The organism is Sphingomonas desiccabilis, assembly GCF_004135605.1.
GTDB classification, from domain to species: domain Bacteria; phylum Pseudomonadota; class Alphaproteobacteria; order Sphingomonadales; family Sphingomonadaceae; genus Sphingomonas; species Sphingomonas desiccabilis.
This window is the reverse complement of record NZ_SDPT01000003.1, coordinates 64,368-80,912: the sequence shown is the minus strand read 5'-3', so window position 1 is coordinate 80,912 and position 16,545 is coordinate 64,368. Positions and strand designations below refer to the sequence as shown.

The window sequence follows — 16,545 nt, the reverse complement described above, 5'->3', positions numbered from 1 at the left end:
GGCTTCCCGGTGAACGGAAGCGGAACGGCATCACCACAGCACGCCGTCGTCGGGCTGAAGCGGCGCCGGCGCCTCGTCCCCGATGGCCTGCAGCAAGTCGATCTCGATCGTGCGGCACATCGCCGTCATCGGCACGTCGTGAATCGAGTCGGCAAAGGGATCGACCAGGTCGTCGCCGATCCGCAGCACCGACAGGAACATCAGCCCGGCAAGGCTCGACCCGATCGGCGTCGCCCAGCCCAGCGTCTCGACCAGGCCGATCGGCAGGAGGATGCAGAACAGGCGCGTGAACAGCGTCGGGAAGAAGCGATACTGATTGGGAAGCGGCGTGTTCTTGATCCGCTCCATGCCGCCTTGTGCATTGGCGATGTCGACCAGGATGCGTTCGAGCTGGGTCTGCTGGATGGTGTCGATCCAGCCTTCGCGCGTCGCCCGCGCGATGCGGCGGGCGGTGCCGTCGAGCAGCCCGTTGGCGATGTTGGTCCGGGCGAGCGGGTCCGCCGCCTCGGTCGGCGAGAGGAAGCGCAGCACCTCCGCCGTCGGGTCCTGGCGGCGCAGCTGACAGCGCAGCCCGTGGACATAGGCGAGGTGGCGCAGCACGATGCTGCGCTTCAGGTCGCGCGCCGAACCATTGTCGTCGATCGGCAGGAACGCCATCGCCCCGCGCGCCAGGCTGCGCGAGGCGTTGATCATCGCGCCCCACAGCACGCGCCCTTCCCACCAGCGCTGATAGGCGGAGTTGTCGCGAAAGCCGAGGAACAGCGCCAGCGCGCTGCCGAACAGGGTCAGCGGCAGCGCCGGCGCCTTGAAGGGGAAGACATAGTAGAAGACGGTGACCGCCACGTCCCAGACGAACAGCACGGCGAGCGGCCTCCACACGTCCAGCAGGAGGTTGCGGAGTCGGGGAGTGGCACTGACGATCACGAACGGGCACCTTGCGTGAACTGGAGCGGGGGAGACGCACCAATGGCGGCTTTGTTGCGTCGCGGCATGGGATTGCGCGTTCCGGCTTGGCCAAGGCGGCGCGGAGGGGTTAGAGGGCCGGGATGATCGATCCCGCGCTCCGTACCGCCGCCCTCGCGTCCAAGGCCTGGCCCTATGAGGAGGCGCGCAAGCTCCTCAAGCGCTATCCCGAAGGCAAGCCCGGCGGCGCGCCGGTGATCTTCGAAACCGGCTATGGTCCGTCGGGCCTGCCGCACATCGGCACCTTCAACGAAGTGCTGCGCACCACCATGGTGCGCCAAGCCTTTGCCGAGCTGTCGGACACGCCGACCCGGCTGATCGCGTTCAGCGACGACATGGACGGCCTGCGCAAGGTGCCGGACAATGTGCCCAACCGCGACATGCTCGCCGAGCACCTCGGCAAGCCGCTCACCCAGGTGCCCGATCCGTTCGGCACGCACGAGAGCTTCGCGCACCACAACAACGCGATGCTGCGCGAATTCCTCGACCGCTTCGGCTTCGACTATGAGTTCGCGTCCTCGACCGACTATTACACCTCGGGCCGCTTCGACGAGGCGCTGCGGGGCGTGCTGCGCCATTACCAAGGCATCATGGACGTCATGCTGCCGACGCTGCGCAAGGAGCGGCAGGCGACCTATTCGCCGGTGCTGCCGGTCAGCCCCAAGTCGGGCGTGGTGCTGCAGGTGCCGGTCGAGGTGGTCGATGCCGAGGCCGGGCTGATCGCGTTCGAAGACACCAGTGTTCCGGGGGGCGAGCGGATCGTCCAGTCGGCGCTGGGCGGCCGGTCGAAGCTCCAGTGGAAGGTCGACTGGGCGATGCGCTGGGTGGCGTTGGGCGTCGATTACGAGATGGCGGGCAAGGACCTGATCGACTCGGTCGTGCAGTCGTCCAAGATCGCGCGCGTGCTCGGCGGCCGCCCGCCGGAAGGCTTCAACTACGAGATGTTCCTCGACGAGAAGGGGGAGAAGATCTCCAAGTCCAAGGGCAATGGCCTCAGCCTGGAGCAGTGGCTGACCTATGGCCCGGAGGAGAGCCTGGCCTTCTACGCCTATCGCGAGCCGAAGAAGGCCAAGCAGCTGCACCTGGGGGTGATCCCGCGGGCCATCGACGAATATTGGCAGTTCCGGGGCAACTACCCGAACCAGCCCGTCGAGCAGCAGCTGGGCAATCCGGTGCACCACATCCACGGCGGCCCGCCGCCGGAAGAGACGCTGCCGGTCACCTTCGGGCTGCTGCTCAACCTCGTCGGCGTCATGGGGGAAGCGAGCAAGGAGCAGGTGTGGGGCTATCTGGCGAACTATGTCGCCGATGCCTCGCCCGAGGCGTACCCGGCACTCGACCGGCTGATCGACCATGCGCTCGCCTACACCCGCGACGTCGCCGACAAGCCCGAGCGGCGCGCCCCGCAGGGGGTCGAGGTGGCGGCGCTGGAGCGGCTGGACGCGGAACTGGCGGCGATGCCCGCGGACGCGAGCGCCGAGACCATCCAGGACGCGGTCTACGAGATCGGCAAGACCGGCGGCTTCGAATCGCTGCGCGACTGGTTCAAGGCGCTCTACGAGACGCTGCTCGGCACCAGCCAGGGGCCGCGCATGGGCAGCTTCATCGCGCTCTATGGCATCGACAACAGCCGCACGCTGATCGCGGAGGCGCTCGCCCGCGCGTGACCGTCGCGGGCGAGCGGTTTGCCCCTGGGCGCTTGCGACGGTAGGTCGGCAGGAACGCCAGCAGGAGCCATGATGCCAGACAAGCCCCATTCGCCCCGTTCCGCGCTTCGCGAGTTCCTGAAAAGCGAGGCGGGCGGCGGCGTGCTGCTGATCGCCGCGGCCGCGCTGGCGATGCTGGTGGCGAACCTGCCGGGCCTGTCCGAATCCTATTTCCACCTGCTTCACTGGACCACCGGTCCGGTGCTCAGCCCCAAATACGGGCCGATGACGGTCCATCTGTGGATCAACGACGGGCTGATGGCGATCTTCTTCCTGCTCGTGGGACTGGAGATCAAGCGCGAGTTCGTGGACGGGCGGCTCGCCACCTGGCAGCACCGGCGGCTGCCGGTGGTCGCGGCGGCGGCCGGCATGGTGGTGCCGGCGCTGGTGTACCTGGCGGTGACCGGCGGCCGGCCCGACCTGCAGGGCGGCTGGGCGGTGCCGGCGGCAACGGACATCGCCTTTGCCATCGGCGTCCTGGCGCTGCTGGGATCGCGCGCGCCGGCCTCGCTCAAGCTGTTCCTGACCACGGTGGCGATCGTCGACGACATGGGGGCGGTGGCGATCATCGCGCTCGCCTATACCGACGGCATCGCCAGCCTGGCGCTGGCCGGGGCCGGGATGGTGCTGGCGGCGATGTACGTGCTCAACCAGTCCAAGGTGCGGTCCCTCACGCCCTATCTCCTGCTCGGGCTGGCGCTCTGGTACTTCGTCTTCCTGTCGGGCGTGCACGCGACCATCGCCGGGGTCGCGACCGCGCTGATGATCCCGGTCAAGCCCACTCCCGCCGCCCCCGACGCGGTCGACTCGCCGCTCCACCGGCTGGAGCATGCGCTGCAGCCCTGGGTCGCCTATGCGATCGTCCCCCTGTTCGGCTTCGCCAATGCCGGCGTGTCGCTGGCCGGCATCTCGGCCGGCGTGCTGCTCGACCCGCTGCCGCTGGGCGTGGCGCTCGGCCTCTTGCTGGGCAAGCAGATCGGCATCTTCGGAAGCGTCTGGATCGCCGACCGCACCGGCTTCGCCCCGCGCCCCGGCGGGGCAAGCTGGGTCCAGATCTGGGGCCTGTCGCTGATGGCGGGCATCGGCTTCACCATGAGCCTGTTCATCGGCGGCCTCGCCTTCCCGAACGACCCGCTGCTGGTGGACGAGGTCAAGATCGGCGTGCTCGCCGGCTCGCTGCTGTCGGCCCTGGCGGGCTATGCCGTGCTGCGGCTGGCGCCGCGCAGGCTGCCGCGCCGAGCCGGGCCAAACCGTCCCAGCATGTGAAAGGTTAGGCGAAAGTTAGTCCAAGACGCCCCGTCGCACGAGCGGCGGCGGGGGCGGGATGCCGAAGCGAAGCGTGCGTGGTCCATGGCCGCACCCAAGCAGCTTGCCGGCGTGTAGGACAGCCCGCGGCGGGCGATCAGACGGTCGGATGCTTGGCGAAGCCGGTATGCACCGCCGCCGGGGTGTCGGTGACGATGACCGCGGTCACGCGCGCGGCGGGCGGGCCGCGATGGGTGCGGGCGACCAGTGCGTCCACCTGCTCGGCGGGGCCTGAGACCACCGCCTCGACGCTGCCGTCCGCGCGATTGCGCACCCAGCCGGTGATGCCGAGCGACTCGGCCTGCTCGATCATCCATGCGCGGTAGGACACGCCCTGGACGCGCCCGGTGATCCAGAGATGGCGGTAAATCATGGCAGGCGTCCGTTCTTGGTCTGCAGAGACTAGGGCAGGATCGGGCTTCCCTGGAAGGGGGCATGGGGGAACCGCCAAAGGGCCCGCGGCACGAGCCTCCCCGATCTGTGGTTCCGGTACGCTAGGAGATCGAGCCGAGGTCCGCGGGCTTTCCATCGGCATGGGTGACCTTCCCTGCCGCCACCGTTCGCCGACTGCTCGACCATTCGCGAAACGGTTGGTCCGACCAGGCGAGAGGCGGCGGTGGATCATGGTCGGCGCAGACAGACGGCGGGGGCCCCAGGCAGTCGCGGGCGCGGAGGGTGTGGGCGGGCGGAGGCGCCGCGAACTTCGGGTACCCCGGCGGAGGCCGGGGTCCAGTTGGGTGGGGCTGATCGGGTGCGCGGATCGTGGGGGCGCCGCAGCTGGGCCCCGGCCTTCGCCGGGGTACGAGGCGGGATGTGGGCCGGGCGTTCCGGGTTCCGCGTCCCGCGTGAAAGAAGGGGCGGGATGGCTCCCGCCCCTCTGTGGGTTACAGTTTTTCGGTCAGCTCGGGCAGGATCTGGAAGAGATCGCCGACCAGGCCGACGTCGGCGACCTGGAAGATGGGGGCGTCCTCGTCCTTGTTGATGGCGATGATGGTCTTGCTGTCCTTCATGCCCGCCAGGTGCTGGATGGCGCCGGAGATGCCGACCGCGACGTAGACGTCGGGCGCGACGATCTTGCCGGTCTGGCCGACCTGATAGTCGTTGGGCGCGAACCCTGCGTCCACCGCGGCGCGGCTGGCGCCGACCGCGGCACCGAGCTTGTCGGCGAGCGGTTCGATCAGGGCATGGAACTGCTCTTCCGAGCCGAGCGCACGGCCGCCGGAGACGATCACCGCGGCGCTGGTGAGTTCCGGACGGGCGGACTCCTGGGTCTCGGCACCGACGAAGCGCGACTTGCCCTGGTCACCCGGTGCGGCGACGGGCTCGACCGCGGCGTTGCCGCCTTCGGTCGCGGCCTTTTCAAAGCCGGTGGCACGCACGGTGATGACCTTCTTGGCGTCGCTCGACCGCACGGTCGCGACCGCGTTGCCGGCGTAGATCGGCCGGACGAAGGTGTCGGCGCTCTCGACCGCGACGATGTCGCTCACCTGCATCACGTCGAGCAGCGCTGCGACGCGCGGGGCGACGTTCTTGCCGATCGAAGTCGCGTTGGCGAGGAAGGCGTCGTGGTCGGCCATCAGCGGCACCACCAGCGCGGCGACGTTCTCGGCGAGCAGGTTGGCGTATGCCGGATCGTTCGCCAGCAGCACCTTCGACACGCCCGCGACCTTGGCGACAGCGTCGGCGGCCTGGGTAGCGGCGTCGCCATGGCCGGCGACCAGCGCGGTGATGTCGCCGAGCTTGGCAGCGGCGGTGAGGGTGGCCAGCGTCGCGTCCTTCACGCGGCCGTCGAGCTGTTCGACCAGTACCAGCACGCTCATGCGATCACTCCCAGGCTCTTGATCTTGTCGACCAGCGCGTCGACGCTGTCGACCTTGATGCCGGCGGCGCGCTTGGCGGGTTCCTCGACCTTGAGGACGGTGATGCGCGGGGTGAGGTCGACGCCGTAATCGGCCGGCGTCTTCTGCGCGAGCGGCTTGGACTTCGCCTTCATGATGTTCGGCAGCGACGCATAGCGCGGCTCGTTCAGGCGCAGGTCGGTGGTGACGATCGCGGGCAGCGGCAGCGCCACCGTCTCCAGACCGCCATCGACTTCGCGGGTGACATGGGCGGTGTCGCCTTCGACCTCGACCTTGGACGCGAACGTACCCTGGCCCCAGCCGAGCAGGGCTGCCAGCATCTGGCCGGTCTGGTTGTTGTCGTCGTCGATCGCCTGCTTACCCAGGATCACGAGCTGCGGCTGCTCTTCCTCGACCACCTTGGCGAGGAGCTTGGCGACGCCGAGCGGCTCGGGACGCACGTCGGACGTGATCAGGATGGCGCGGTCGGCGCCCATCGCCAGCGCGGTGCGCAGCGTGTCCTGCGCCTTGGGCTCGCCGATCGAGACCACCACGACCTCGGTCGCGACGCCCTTTTCCTTCAGGCGGATGGCTTCCTCGACCGCGATCTCGTCGAACGGGTTCATGCTCATCTTGACGTTGGCGAGATCGACACCCGACCCGTCCGCCTTCACCCGCGGCTTCACATTATAGTCAAGCACCCGCTTGACCGGCACCAACAGCTTCATGTGCTTTCTCTCCGTGAACGGAAATGCCGGGGACCCTATAGCAAGGGGCCCGCCGCGGCCATGGTCGGGGCGGTGCCCCGATGCCTGGCCGGGGCGGGCCCCGAGAATGGTTCGAGTCTGGCGGACCAGCAGCCGTATCCCTGCGGGCAGGGATCGAGGGTCCAGCAGTACCGTGGGCAGTGCTTGGAACCCTGGGCTCCTGCCTGCGCAGGAGCACAAGCCTGGTCAGCCGTATCCGTCTGAACCAAACGCTCCCGCCGCGAAGCGGGAGCGTTTGAGCGTCAGGCGGCGGCCTTCTGGACCTCGGCCACGATCTTCTTGGCGGCGTCGCCCAGGTCGTTGGCCGGCACGATGGCGAGGCCGGAGTTGGCGAGGATTTCCTTGCCCTTCTCGACGTTGGTGCCTTCGAGGCGGACGACCAGCGGAACCTGCAGGTTCACCTCCTTCGCCGCCGCGACGATGCCGTCGGCGATGATGTCGCAGCGCATGATACCGCCGAAGATGTTGACCAGGATGCCCTTCACCGCCGGATCGGACAGGATGATCTTGAACGCCGCCGTCACCTTCTCCTTGTTGGCGCCGCCGCCGACGTCGAGGAAGTTGGCCGGGAACATGCCGTTGAGCTTGATGATGTCCATCGTGGCCATCGCGAGGCCCGCGCCGTTCACCATGCAGCCGATGTCGCCGTCGAGCTTGATGTAGGCGAGGTCGTAGTTCGACGCCTCGAGCTCCATCGGATCCTCTTCGGTCTCGTCACGCAGCTCGGCAATGTCCTTGTGGCGGAACATCGCGTTCGAATCGAAGCCGACCTTGGCGTCGAGCACCAGGATGTTACCCTGCTCGGTGAGCGCCAGCGGGTTGATCTCGATCTGCGAGGCGTCGGTCGCTTCGAACGCCTTGTAGAGCGAGGCTGCGACCTTGGCGGCCTGCTTGGCCTGGTCGCCGGTCAGTTCGAGCGCGGCCGCGACCGAACGGCCGTGGTGCGGCATGAAGCCGGTCGCCGGATCGACGTCGAAGGTGTGGATCTTCTCAGGGGTCGAATGGGCGACCTCCTCGATGTCCATGCCGCCCTCGGTCGAGACGACGAACGCGATGCGGCCGGTCGCGCGGTCGACCAGCAGTGCCAGGTAGAATTCCTTGGCGATGTCGGCACCGTCGGTGATGTACAGGCGGTTGACCTGCTTGCCGGCGTCGCCGGTCTGGATCGTCACCAGCGTGTTGCCGAGCATGTCGGCAGCGTGGGCGCGCACCTCGTCCAGGCTGAAGGCGAGGCGGACGCCGCCCTTTGCCTCGGGGCTGAGTTCCTTGAACTTGCCCTTGCCGCGGCCACCGGCGTGGATCTGCGACTTGACGACATAGAGCGGCCCGGGGAGGCGGCCTGCGGCCTCGACGGCCTCGTCCACGGTGAAGGCGGCATAGCCGGCGGCGATCGGCGCGCCGAACTTCGCGAGGAGTTCCTTGGCCTGATATTCGTGAATGTTCATGGAGAAGTTCCTGCCTCGCTTGGTTCGAGAAACGGAAAAATTCCGCCAGCCTTAAGCACAGCGCGGGCGGTAAATCCACCCCTGAACGCCGTTGATGCGATTGCGAAGCGGTCGCAATAAAGATCAGTTCGCCAGGCCTGTCGCACAGAGCGCGGCGGAACTGGTTGTGACGCCCAGGATTTCCGGATCACCTAGGGCGCGAACCTCGCGCAGGAAGTCCGGCAGCGACCGGGCGTCGCGGGCGTGCGGCAGGTTGCCGAGGCGGCGGAGCTGGGCGAGGCTGAGGCGATCGACCATCCGCTGTGCCATGCAGGCGGAGACGCGCGGCGACAGGCCGGCACGCTCCAGGCCGCTGCGCACCCGCGCTTCCGGAAGGGCGCAGCCCGCCAGCGCCGCTGAGGCGGCGACCAGCGTCCATCCAAGTCTCGCACTCGTCATGCGGCATCGCTATATCGCCGCCATGCACTGGGCAATCGGCATCGCGCTGTTCATCGGCACCGTGGCTGGCATGGAGCTGTTCGCCTATGCCGCGCACCGCTGGCTGATGCACGGGCCGGGCTGGTTCCTGCATGCGAGCCACCATCGCCCGCGCACCGGCGCGTTCGAGTGGAACGACCTCTATGCCGCGATCTTCGCGGTGCCCTCGTTCGTGCTGATCCTGGGCGGGGTGCAGCTGGGCTGGTGGCCGGGCTGGGCGTGGATCGGCGCCGGGATCGCCGCCTATGGCGCGATCTATTTCGGCTTCCACGACGTGATCGTGCACAAGCGGCTGCCGCACCGCTATCTGCCGCGCTCGGCCTATATGAAGCGGATCATGCAGGCGCACCGGCTCCACCATGCGGTGGGGACCAAGGACGGCACGGTGAGCTTCGGCTTCCTGTGGGCACCCCGGCCCGAGGTGCTGAAGGCCGAGCTGCGGCGGCGCGGCAACGCGGGTGCGCGCCAGCCGGGCGACCCGCGCGATGCGCCGCTGACCGAGGATTCCGGCGCATGAGCATGGCCGACCGGCTCGGCCGCTTCGCGCTGCTGGTGCTGAGCGGGCTCTCGACGCTGGCGCTGATCGGCGCGCTTGCGACGCTGTCGCGGGGGCCGGTGACGCCGCCGGGCTCGGTGGCGAGCCGGCCGGTGCCGCCGGACGGCATCCCCCCGGTCGATCCGCGGCAGGACAGCTTCGCCGGGGTCGAGCCGACGCCGATGGGCAAGGTCTCGCCCGACGTCGCCCAGGCGATCGCCCAGCGCGAGTCGGCAGCGGCCGACAGCCGCATCGCCGACTCGCTGGAGACGCTGGCCTATGCGGTGCTGGCGCTCGCCGGCTTTGCCGCCGCGGGGCTGCTGGTGCTGCTGCGGATCACGACGCTGATGGCGCGGATCGCCGAGCGGGAGCGGTAGGCGAACCCGTGCTCCTGCGCAGGCAGGAGCCCAGAGCCCGGAACGGTGTCGCTTGGTACCCTGGGCTCCTGCCTTCGCAGGAGCACGAGGAGGGCAGTCGCCTTAGTTGAACAGGCTGGAGACCGAGGCTTCCTCGGCGATGCGGCGGATCGCCTCGGCGATGAGGGGGGCGATCGTCATGTGGCGGATCTTGGCGGCCCCGGCGATCAGATCGTGGTTGCCGATCGAGTCGGTGATGACGAGCTCGGTGAGCGCCGAATTCTCGACGCGCGAGACGGCGCCGCCCGACAGCACGCCGTGCGTGCAATAGGCGACCACGCCCTCGGCCCCCGCCGCCTTCAACGCACCCGCGGCGTTGCAGAGGGTGCCGGCCGAGTCGACGATGTCGTCCACCAGCACGCAGAAGCGGCCGCGCACGTCGCCGATGATGTTCATGACTTCCGACTCGCCCGGCTTCTCGCGGCGCTTGTCGACGATCGCGAGCGGGGCGTTGCCCAGGCGCTTGGCGAGCGCGCGGGCGCGCACCACGCCGCCCACGTCGGGGGAGACGACCATCAGATTGTGCTCGCCGTAGCGGGTGGCGACGTCCGCCGACATGACCGGCGCGGCGAAGAGATTGTCGGTCGGGATGTCGAAGAAGCCCTGGATCTGCCCGGCGTGGAGATCGACGGAGAGCACGCGGTCGGCACCCGCCACCGTCACCAGGTTCGCGACCAGCTTGGCCGAGATCGGCGTGCGGGGGCCGGGCTTCCGGTCCTGGCGCGCATAGCCGAAATAGGGGAGCACCGCCGTGATCCGCCGTGCCGACGCGCGGCGCAGCGCGTCGATCATGATCAGCAGTTCCATGAGGTTGTCGTTGGCGGGGTAGGAGGTCGATTGGAGGACGAACACGTCCTCGCCGCGGACATTCTCCAGCACCTCGACGAAGATCTCCTCGTCGGCGAAGCGGCGGACGCTGGCGCGGGTGAGGGGGATCTCCAGATAGCCTGCGATCGCCTGCGCGAGAGGAAGATTGGAGTTGCCCGCGAGGAGTTTCATGTCCGACTTTCGTTGCCCACCGATGCGGCCGTCCTTAGGCACGGTGACGGTTTAGTGAAAGAGGGATGCGGCGGCGAGGGGACCAATCTGGTACCGGGCGTGCCCTAAAATCGACACCGGGCAGCGGCACGGCGGCGGTGCCGAGGATCATCGGGAGTGGCGTTGCGCATGAGATTCCAGCGGTTCGGAGCGTTTCTGGCGGCGGCGGCGATGATGCTGCCGGCCGCGGCGCAGGCGGAGAGCCAGCAGTTCGACCTGCCCGGCCCGGGCCTGCGCATGTCCATCACCCGCGGCGGCGCGACCCTGCCGATCGCCAAGGTGCCGAGCATCGCCGCGGGCGACCGCATCCGCATCGCCGCCGAGCTGCCCGAGAGTCAGGGCGTGCGCTACCTGCTGGTCGCGGCCTTCCTGCGCGGCGCCACCAACCCGCCGCCCAAGCGCTGGTTCTTCAAGGCGGAAAGCTGGGAGCGCAAGAAGGGCAGCCTCGACCTGGAGGTGCCCAAGGGCGCCGAGCAGCTGGTGCTGTTCGTGGTGCCGGAGACGGGCGGCGGCTTCGACGCGGTGGTGGACACGGTGCAGCGCCAGCCCGGCGCCTTCGTGCGCGCCTCCATCGAGCTTTCCCAGGCCTCGCGCGACCGGGCGCGGCTGGACCTGTTCCTGGACGGCATCCAGGATGCCGAGCGCACCCGCCCGGCCGAGATCCCGGCCCGCACCGAGCAGCTGACCCGCGCGCTTTCGATCAAGGTGCGCGACGAGTGCCTGCAGCAGCCGATCGAGCAGCGCGCCGCCTGCATGGGGCAGAGCGAGAACACGCTGCTGCTGACCGACGGCACCCGCACCTCGCTGGCCGAGACGCTGGTGGGGGCGCCCACCGACCTCGCCCTCCAGATCGCCGCCACGCCCGAGGGCGGATACGGCTATTACAGCCCCTACATCGGCGTGGTGCGCGACGTGGCGCGGCTGTTCGGCGCGTTCCAGACGACGCGCTTCACCTATATCCCGGCGCTGGCGCAGCTCGACGGCGAGCGCGCGAGCCTGCTGCTCAACACCGCGCCCTCCTTTTCCAGCCCCAAGTCGGTGATGGTCGTCGGCCTGCCGCCGGTGCGCCCGGTCGATCCGCCGCTGCTGCGTGCCGGCGCCGACCAGGTGCTGTGTGCGCCGCCGGGCGAGCTGGTGCTGCCGGTGACGGGTGCGCCGCTGGTCTATGCGACCGACTATGCCCACGCCATGGCGCTCAGGGTCAAGGGCCCCAACGGCGCCACCGTCGACCTGCCGGCGCGCGCGGACGCGCTGCGCGGCGGCTATGTGGTCGCGGCCAATCTGCTGGCGGGGCAGAAGGAGCCGGTGGAGGCGCAGCTGCACGGCAACTGGGGCTTTGCCCCGCTCGAGGGGCCGAGCTTCCGCCTGCAGCCGCCGAAGGGCGGCTGGCGGATCGCGGGCGACGGCGCGGGCGTGGTCGTCGGCCGCGACAATGCGCTGACGCTGGAGGGCGGTGCCGCCGCCTGCGTCTCCCGCCTGTCGCTGCGCGACGCGTCGGGCGCGGTGCAGGAGGTGGCGTGGAAGGCCGCGGGTGACGGCAGCATCGCCGCCACCCTGCCGCTCGGCAAGGCGAAGCCCGGCAAGATGACGCTGCTGGTCGAGCAGCAGGGCGTCGCCCAGCCGGAGAGCATCGCGATCGTCGCGCTGGCCGAGGCGAGCCGGATCGACCGCCTGCGCTTCCACGCCGGCGATGCCGAGGCGACGCTCTATGGCGCGCGGCTGGAGAAGGTCACGCGCCTGACCATCGGCGACGCGGTGTTCGAGCCCGCCGACCTGGGGCGTGAGGGCAAGGCCGACCGGCTGGTGCTGCGCGCGGCGGCCCCGGTGGCGGCGCCGGCCGCGGGCCAGCCGTTCCAGGCAAAGGCGGTGCTGGCGGACGGGCGCAGCCTGTCGATCGACGGCACGGCCGAGGCGCAGCGGCCGATGGCGGCGGTGGTGAGCCGCACCGTCGCGCGCGGCGCCGGGGCCGAGGGCATGGCGATCCGCATCGAGGGCGACACGGTGATCCCCAATGACGCGCGGCTGACCTTTGCGCTGAAGGGGCAGGGCTCGACCCGCTTTTCCGGGAGCGAGCGGGTGGAGGTCGCGACCGAGGACGGCCGCGCGACCACGCTGCTGCCCGTGAAGCTCCAGGACGCGACGATCGCGATCGCGAGCATCGCCCCGGCCGAGGCGCTGGGCGGCTCCGCCTATGGCCCGCTGCGCTATCGCGTGGTGCAGGGCGAGGCGGCCGGCCCCTGGGCGCCGCTCGGCACGCTGGTGCGGTTGCCCCGGATCGCGGGCGTGGCGTGTGCCGACGGGCAGGAGCGCTGCACGCTGACCGGCAGCGACCTGTTCCTGCTGGACGCCGTGGCGAGCGACCGCGGCTTCGCCCAGCCGGTGCGCGTGCCGGAAGGGTTTACGGGCACGAGCCTGGCGGTGCCCAAGGGGACGCCGCTGTACCTGCGGTTGCGGGATGACCGCGCGGCGGTGGGGAGTGTGGGGTGAGGGGTTAGGTCTTAATCGACAGTTGTGCGCCCTAACTCTGTCGTTCGACTCAGGCTGCCTCGATCTTTAAACGACCATCGAGTTGGGGGATTAGCGGTGCCGAAATCGCGGGGAAGAAAGCTTAAAAAGCGGGTCGCCGCGGGGCCACCCGGCAATCCGAATAAGATGGTCTTCGGGAAATTGGATTTCGGCATCGAGAACCGTCATGAGGAATTTAAGCGGGCCTTCCTTGAATCCGCTCGTGAGGATGTTGAGAAATATCCAAGCCTTCTCGATCAACTGTTCGGTCTGCTCAAAGAGTGCATGCCAGAAAGCGTGGTATCGACTTTCGCCTTTTACGGCACCCGCGCGGCGATAAACGCCAAGGGTGAGGCCCGTGCGCTGACCAAAGGTATCGAACAGCATCACATTGAGTTGCTTCAAGGCATCGCTCTCACTCTGCCGGCGGCTGATTGGGGCAAAGCTCCTTCCACGGCCGAAGTCATGCAGACCATGTTCGATATCGTGCCGCAAATAGCCAATACGATTTTCAAACGCCGCCTGATCGCTGAGGCTGACGAAGTGGATGACAGCCAGAAGGCCCTTATGGCGCTTCAGGAGAAAATCAGGCTGCACACACAGGCGGTGAGAAACTGGGGATATTTTAGCGACGTTAAACTGATTTGCCGCGAGTTGTATGCGTCACTGGACGCGAAATTGGAAGCGGTGGCGGGATATACCTTCAGCGATATTCTCGACGTGTCGGAGACCGTCCTGACGATGATCGAGCAACGCGGTAACAACTACATGGACGCTTTGAAGCGGGTGCTGAGTGCTCGCGATAGCGCAACCATGGTTGAAGGTTATTTCCGTGAGTTCCCTGATCTCGTCGGCACTCCAGCGGAATTGCTCGACATGATACCGAAGGGGACCCCGCGCGAGGGCATTATAGGCCTCCTGATGTCGCATGCGGATCTGCGACATTTGAATGATATGTCCGTAACCACCGCTGAGATCGCTGCGACTACGGGTAAAGAGGAAGAACGGATAGATCGCATTTTGGGCATGCTCTCGATCGCGCCGGGGGAACTTGCAAACCATAAAGTCGAACACATGTTCCTCTCTAATCCGGTTTGGGCCCGCCCCGGAATCAATCTGGGTGGCGGGTACATGTTCGTGATGCCGCAGGCTATCTTCAGCCATATCAACGAGATTATGTGGAATGTCGCGACTTCAGCGAAGATCGAAAGCGAATTGTCGGATCGTCGCGCGATCTACCTTGAAGACAAAGCGGAGTCGGTGATCCAGGCAGCCCTGCCCACGGCGCTAATCACCAAGAACGCGAAATGGATGGTTGGCGCTCAACAGTTCGAAACCGATATCATTGCTGTCGTCGATAAAACGGTTTTTCTTGTCGAAGCGAAATCTCATAGATTGACGCCTCAGGGGCTGCGGGGCGCGCCCGAACGTCTCAAGCGCCATCTGAACGACGTAGTGGTCGCGCCCTCCTTGCAGTCCGAGCGTCTGGCCGGACACATCGTCGCGGCGCGCGCGGGCGATGTGGAAAGCCTGAAAATCACCAATTCTCTCGGTCTGAATGCGGAGTTGGTCGATCAGATCATTCGGATATCGCTGACGCTCGACGACCTGTCGGTTCTCAGTTCATCGGAGGAAGAGCTGGCGAAAGCCGGGGTCATCCCCGACGGGCACAATCTGGCTCCGGCGGTACATATCGCCGACCTGTGCTGCATCGCCGATATCGTCGATCAGGAAATTCCGTTCCTCCATTATTTTTCGGAGCGCTACCACTTCCAGAAACACTTCGAAGTATTCGGAGACGAGTTGGACTTCCTCGGTGTCTATCTGTCCACAGGCTTCAACCTCGGGGCGGAGCGAAAGGACTTCCATCGTCTGATGGTGTCGGGAATGTCTAGCGTGATCGACCGGTATTATAACGCGCGCGACGTCGGAATAGAGCTGAAGAAGCCCGCGCCAACGATTCACCGAAGTTACAAAGAAATCATCGACAAACTGGCGCGGACCAAGCCCGAAGGATGGACCACTATGGGCATTTTCATCCTCAACTCCGCGAGCCCCGAGGAGCAGCGAAAGGTTGAGCGCGGATTGAACAGGCTCAAGCGATCAGTCACGCGCAAGAATGCGAAACCGGGTCATGGTTGCTTCATGGAGGTCGTGCCGCCGCTTAATCGAAAGGCAACGGTGGGATTCTATGTCCATCAGGGGGTGAATGCGAACCTGCGGCGCGCACATATGGAGCATTTCGCGGCGGAGGCGCTGGAGCGTGGCGATGTGGCGAGCTGTCTCCTGTTCGCAAAAAATACAGATGACTGGTCTTCACCTTACGAAGCGGTGTTGCTCGTACAGCAACGCGAGAGAGTCGTACCGGAGCTTAAAAGCTAATAGGTCACGAGCGGCGCAGCGAACGCCCCGTCGCATCCGTGTCAGAACAGGTTGCTTTGTCGTGACGCTTCGACCGCATCAATCCAACCGAGTTTCCTCGCGGCCTCGTTGAGCCAGCCGAGTGTAGAATTCGCTGCCCGCCGCATGATCGTACGATGCTGCGGGGGAAATGTCGCGAGAAAGGGTACTAAAGTTCGCTTTGCGGGACCGGAAGCCGACGCTCGACCAACGGCTCAATCATCCGGTCGGTGAAGCCCACCTGACACCCACTACCGCCTTCGCGCGTTCAGCATTGCTTCAATGCCGGTAGGGAACGGCACCGGGTGCCGGTGCGATGGGCTGCTGCCGGCGGAACGGGTTGGAGAAGGATGCGCATGGGATCGCCACGACGACCGATCGATGTTGCCGGCCGGGGCCGGGCGGGCCTGCGGCCGGGGCTTGCGGCGCTTGGGGCTGCCGTGGGGCTGCTCGCGGGGGTGCCGGCGGTCGCGGGCGACTATGCGACGCGCGAGGTGGGGGCCTGGACGGTGGCGGCGAGCCGGGACGGCAAGGGCTGCTTCCTGACGCGCGAATATGATCGCGCCGGACGGACGACGCTGCTGCTGGGGCTGGAGGTCGACGGCACCAACCACCTGACGGTGCTCAACGCCAACTGGTCGATCAAGCCGAAGGACCGGCTGGAACTCACCTTCCGCCTCGCCAAGGCGAGCTTCCCCAAGCATTTCGCGGTGGGCATGGCCTCCGGCGGGAAACAGGGGTTCGTCACCGACTTCGGCGCGAAGTTCCCGGCGCACTTCGCCGCTTCCCCCACGCTGCAGATCTTTCGCGGGGATGTGCCCGTCGAGCGGCTGAGCCTGGATGGAAGCGGGGCGGCGGTCGCCGAGCTGCGGCGCTGCGTCGCGGGGCAGCGCGACAAGCCGGCAGGCGCTGCGCGCGAAAAGGAACCCTCGAACGGGATCCCGATCGACCCCTTCTCGTCGGGGGGCGGGCGCAAGGGCAAAAACTAGCCGGGCCGTTGCTTGCGATGTTCGTAGATGAACATCCGTTCAGCTAGATGAACATCAGTTCAGGTAGATGAATAGTTGTTCAGGAAAGTGTTGAAGTCGTGCAACACTGTCGGTTGATCTGACGCAATGCACATTCGGACCCAAGCGGGATTGTTGAACTT

At 67.2% G+C, this 16,545-nt stretch carries 14 protein-coding genes; 7 read left to right on the top strand and 7 right to left on the bottom strand.

From position 1 onward, the window contains the following. Positions 1-30 precede the first annotated feature (30 nt). Positions 31-924, bottom strand: a complete 894-nt coding sequence (locus tag EO081_RS13970) for a bestrophin family protein (RefSeq protein WP_129342691.1) — start codon at positions 922-924, stop codon at positions 31-33. A 122-nt stretch (positions 925-1,046) separates the two neighbouring features. Between EO081_RS13970 and EO081_RS13965 the strand changes: the two genes are divergently transcribed. Both EO081_RS13965 and nhaA read left to right on the top strand, forming a co-directional pair. Beyond that, positions 1,047-2,630 (top strand): lysine--tRNA ligase, encoded by a 1,584-nt coding sequence (locus EO081_RS13965; RefSeq protein WP_129342689.1) that lies wholly within the window; start codon positions 1,047-1,049, stop codon positions 2,628-2,630. Positions 2,631-2,699: 69 nt separating this feature from the next. Beyond that, the gene (gene nhaA / locus EO081_RS13960) at positions 2,700-3,935 is read left to right on the top strand and encodes a Na+/H+ antiporter NhaA (RefSeq protein WP_375781667.1); all 1,236 of its coding nucleotides are present in this window, start codon (positions 2,700-2,702) and stop codon (positions 3,933-3,935) included. Between the two features lie 136 nt (positions 3,936-4,071). Here nhaA and EO081_RS13955 read toward each other — a convergent pair whose 3' ends face one another. The 5 genes from EO081_RS13955 to EO081_RS13935 all read right to left on the bottom strand — a co-directional run bounded on the left by EO081_RS13955 (position 4,072) and on the right by EO081_RS13935 (position 8,462). Further along, positions 4,072-4,347 (bottom strand): acylphosphatase, encoded by a 276-nt coding sequence (locus tag EO081_RS13955; protein WP_129342686.1) that lies wholly within the window; start codon positions 4,345-4,347, stop codon positions 4,072-4,074. 511 nt (positions 4,348-4,858) lie between these two features. Then, on the bottom strand, positions 4,859-5,794 hold the full coding sequence (locus EO081_RS13950; RefSeq protein WP_129342684.1) for an electron transfer flavoprotein subunit alpha/FixB family protein: 936 nt from the start codon (positions 5,792-5,794) through the stop codon (positions 4,859-4,861). Further along, complete coding sequence (locus EO081_RS13945) at positions 5,791-6,540, bottom strand: electron transfer flavoprotein subunit beta/FixA family protein (RefSeq protein ID WP_129342682.1); 750 nt, start codon at positions 6,538-6,540, stop codon at positions 5,791-5,793. Before EO081_RS13945 ends, EO081_RS13950 begins: the two co-directional genes overlap by 4 nt. A 281-nt stretch (positions 6,541-6,821) precedes the next feature. Further along, the gene (gene sucC / locus EO081_RS13940) at positions 6,822-8,024 is read right to left on the bottom strand and encodes an ADP-forming succinate--CoA ligase subunit beta (RefSeq protein WP_129342680.1); all 1,203 of its coding nucleotides are present in this window, start codon (positions 8,022-8,024) and stop codon (positions 6,822-6,824) included. Positions 8,025-8,147: 123 nt separating this feature from the next. After that, a complete protein-coding gene (locus tag EO081_RS13935) occupies positions 8,148-8,462 on the bottom strand; it encodes a hypothetical protein (protein ID WP_129342678.1) in 315 nt (104 codons plus the stop codon). A gap of 22 nt (positions 8,463-8,484) precedes the next feature. Between EO081_RS13935 and EO081_RS13930 the strand changes: the two genes are divergently transcribed. Together EO081_RS13930 and EO081_RS13925 are read left to right on the top strand one after the other, a co-directional pair. Beyond that, positions 8,485-9,018, top strand: coding sequence for a sterol desaturase family protein (locus tag EO081_RS13930; RefSeq protein WP_129343306.1), 534 nt, complete (start codon positions 8,485-8,487; stop codon positions 9,016-9,018). Further along, complete coding sequence (locus EO081_RS13925) at positions 9,015-9,413, top strand: hypothetical protein (protein WP_129342676.1); 399 nt, start codon at positions 9,015-9,017, stop codon at positions 9,411-9,413. Before EO081_RS13930 ends, EO081_RS13925 begins: the two co-directional genes overlap by 4 nt. 102 nt (positions 9,414-9,515) lie before the next feature. Here EO081_RS13925 and EO081_RS13920 read toward each other — a convergent pair whose 3' ends face one another. Next, a complete protein-coding gene (locus EO081_RS13920; RefSeq protein ID WP_129342674.1) occupies positions 9,516-10,451 on the bottom strand; it encodes a ribose-phosphate pyrophosphokinase in 936 nt (311 codons plus the stop codon). Between the two features lie 168 nt (positions 10,452-10,619). On the opposite strand from EO081_RS13920, the gene EO081_RS13915 reads away from it, so the two are divergent. The 3 genes from EO081_RS13915 to EO081_RS13905 all read left to right on the top strand — a co-directional run bounded on the left by EO081_RS13915 (position 10,620) and on the right by EO081_RS13905 (position 16,384). Then, positions 10,620-12,977 (top strand): hypothetical protein, encoded by a 2,358-nt coding sequence (locus EO081_RS13915; protein WP_129342672.1) that lies wholly within the window; start codon positions 10,620-10,622, stop codon positions 12,975-12,977. A 96-nt stretch (positions 12,978-13,073) separates the two neighbouring features. Next, positions 13,074-15,377, top strand: coding sequence for a hypothetical protein (locus EO081_RS13910; RefSeq protein WP_129342670.1), 2,304 nt, complete (start codon positions 13,074-13,076; stop codon positions 15,375-15,377). Between the two features lie 374 nt (positions 15,378-15,751). Then, entirely contained in the window at positions 15,752-16,384 is a 633-nt protein-coding gene (locus tag EO081_RS13905) for a hypothetical protein (protein WP_240697693.1), read from the top strand. The last annotated feature ends 161 nt before the right edge of the window (positions 16,385-16,545 follow it).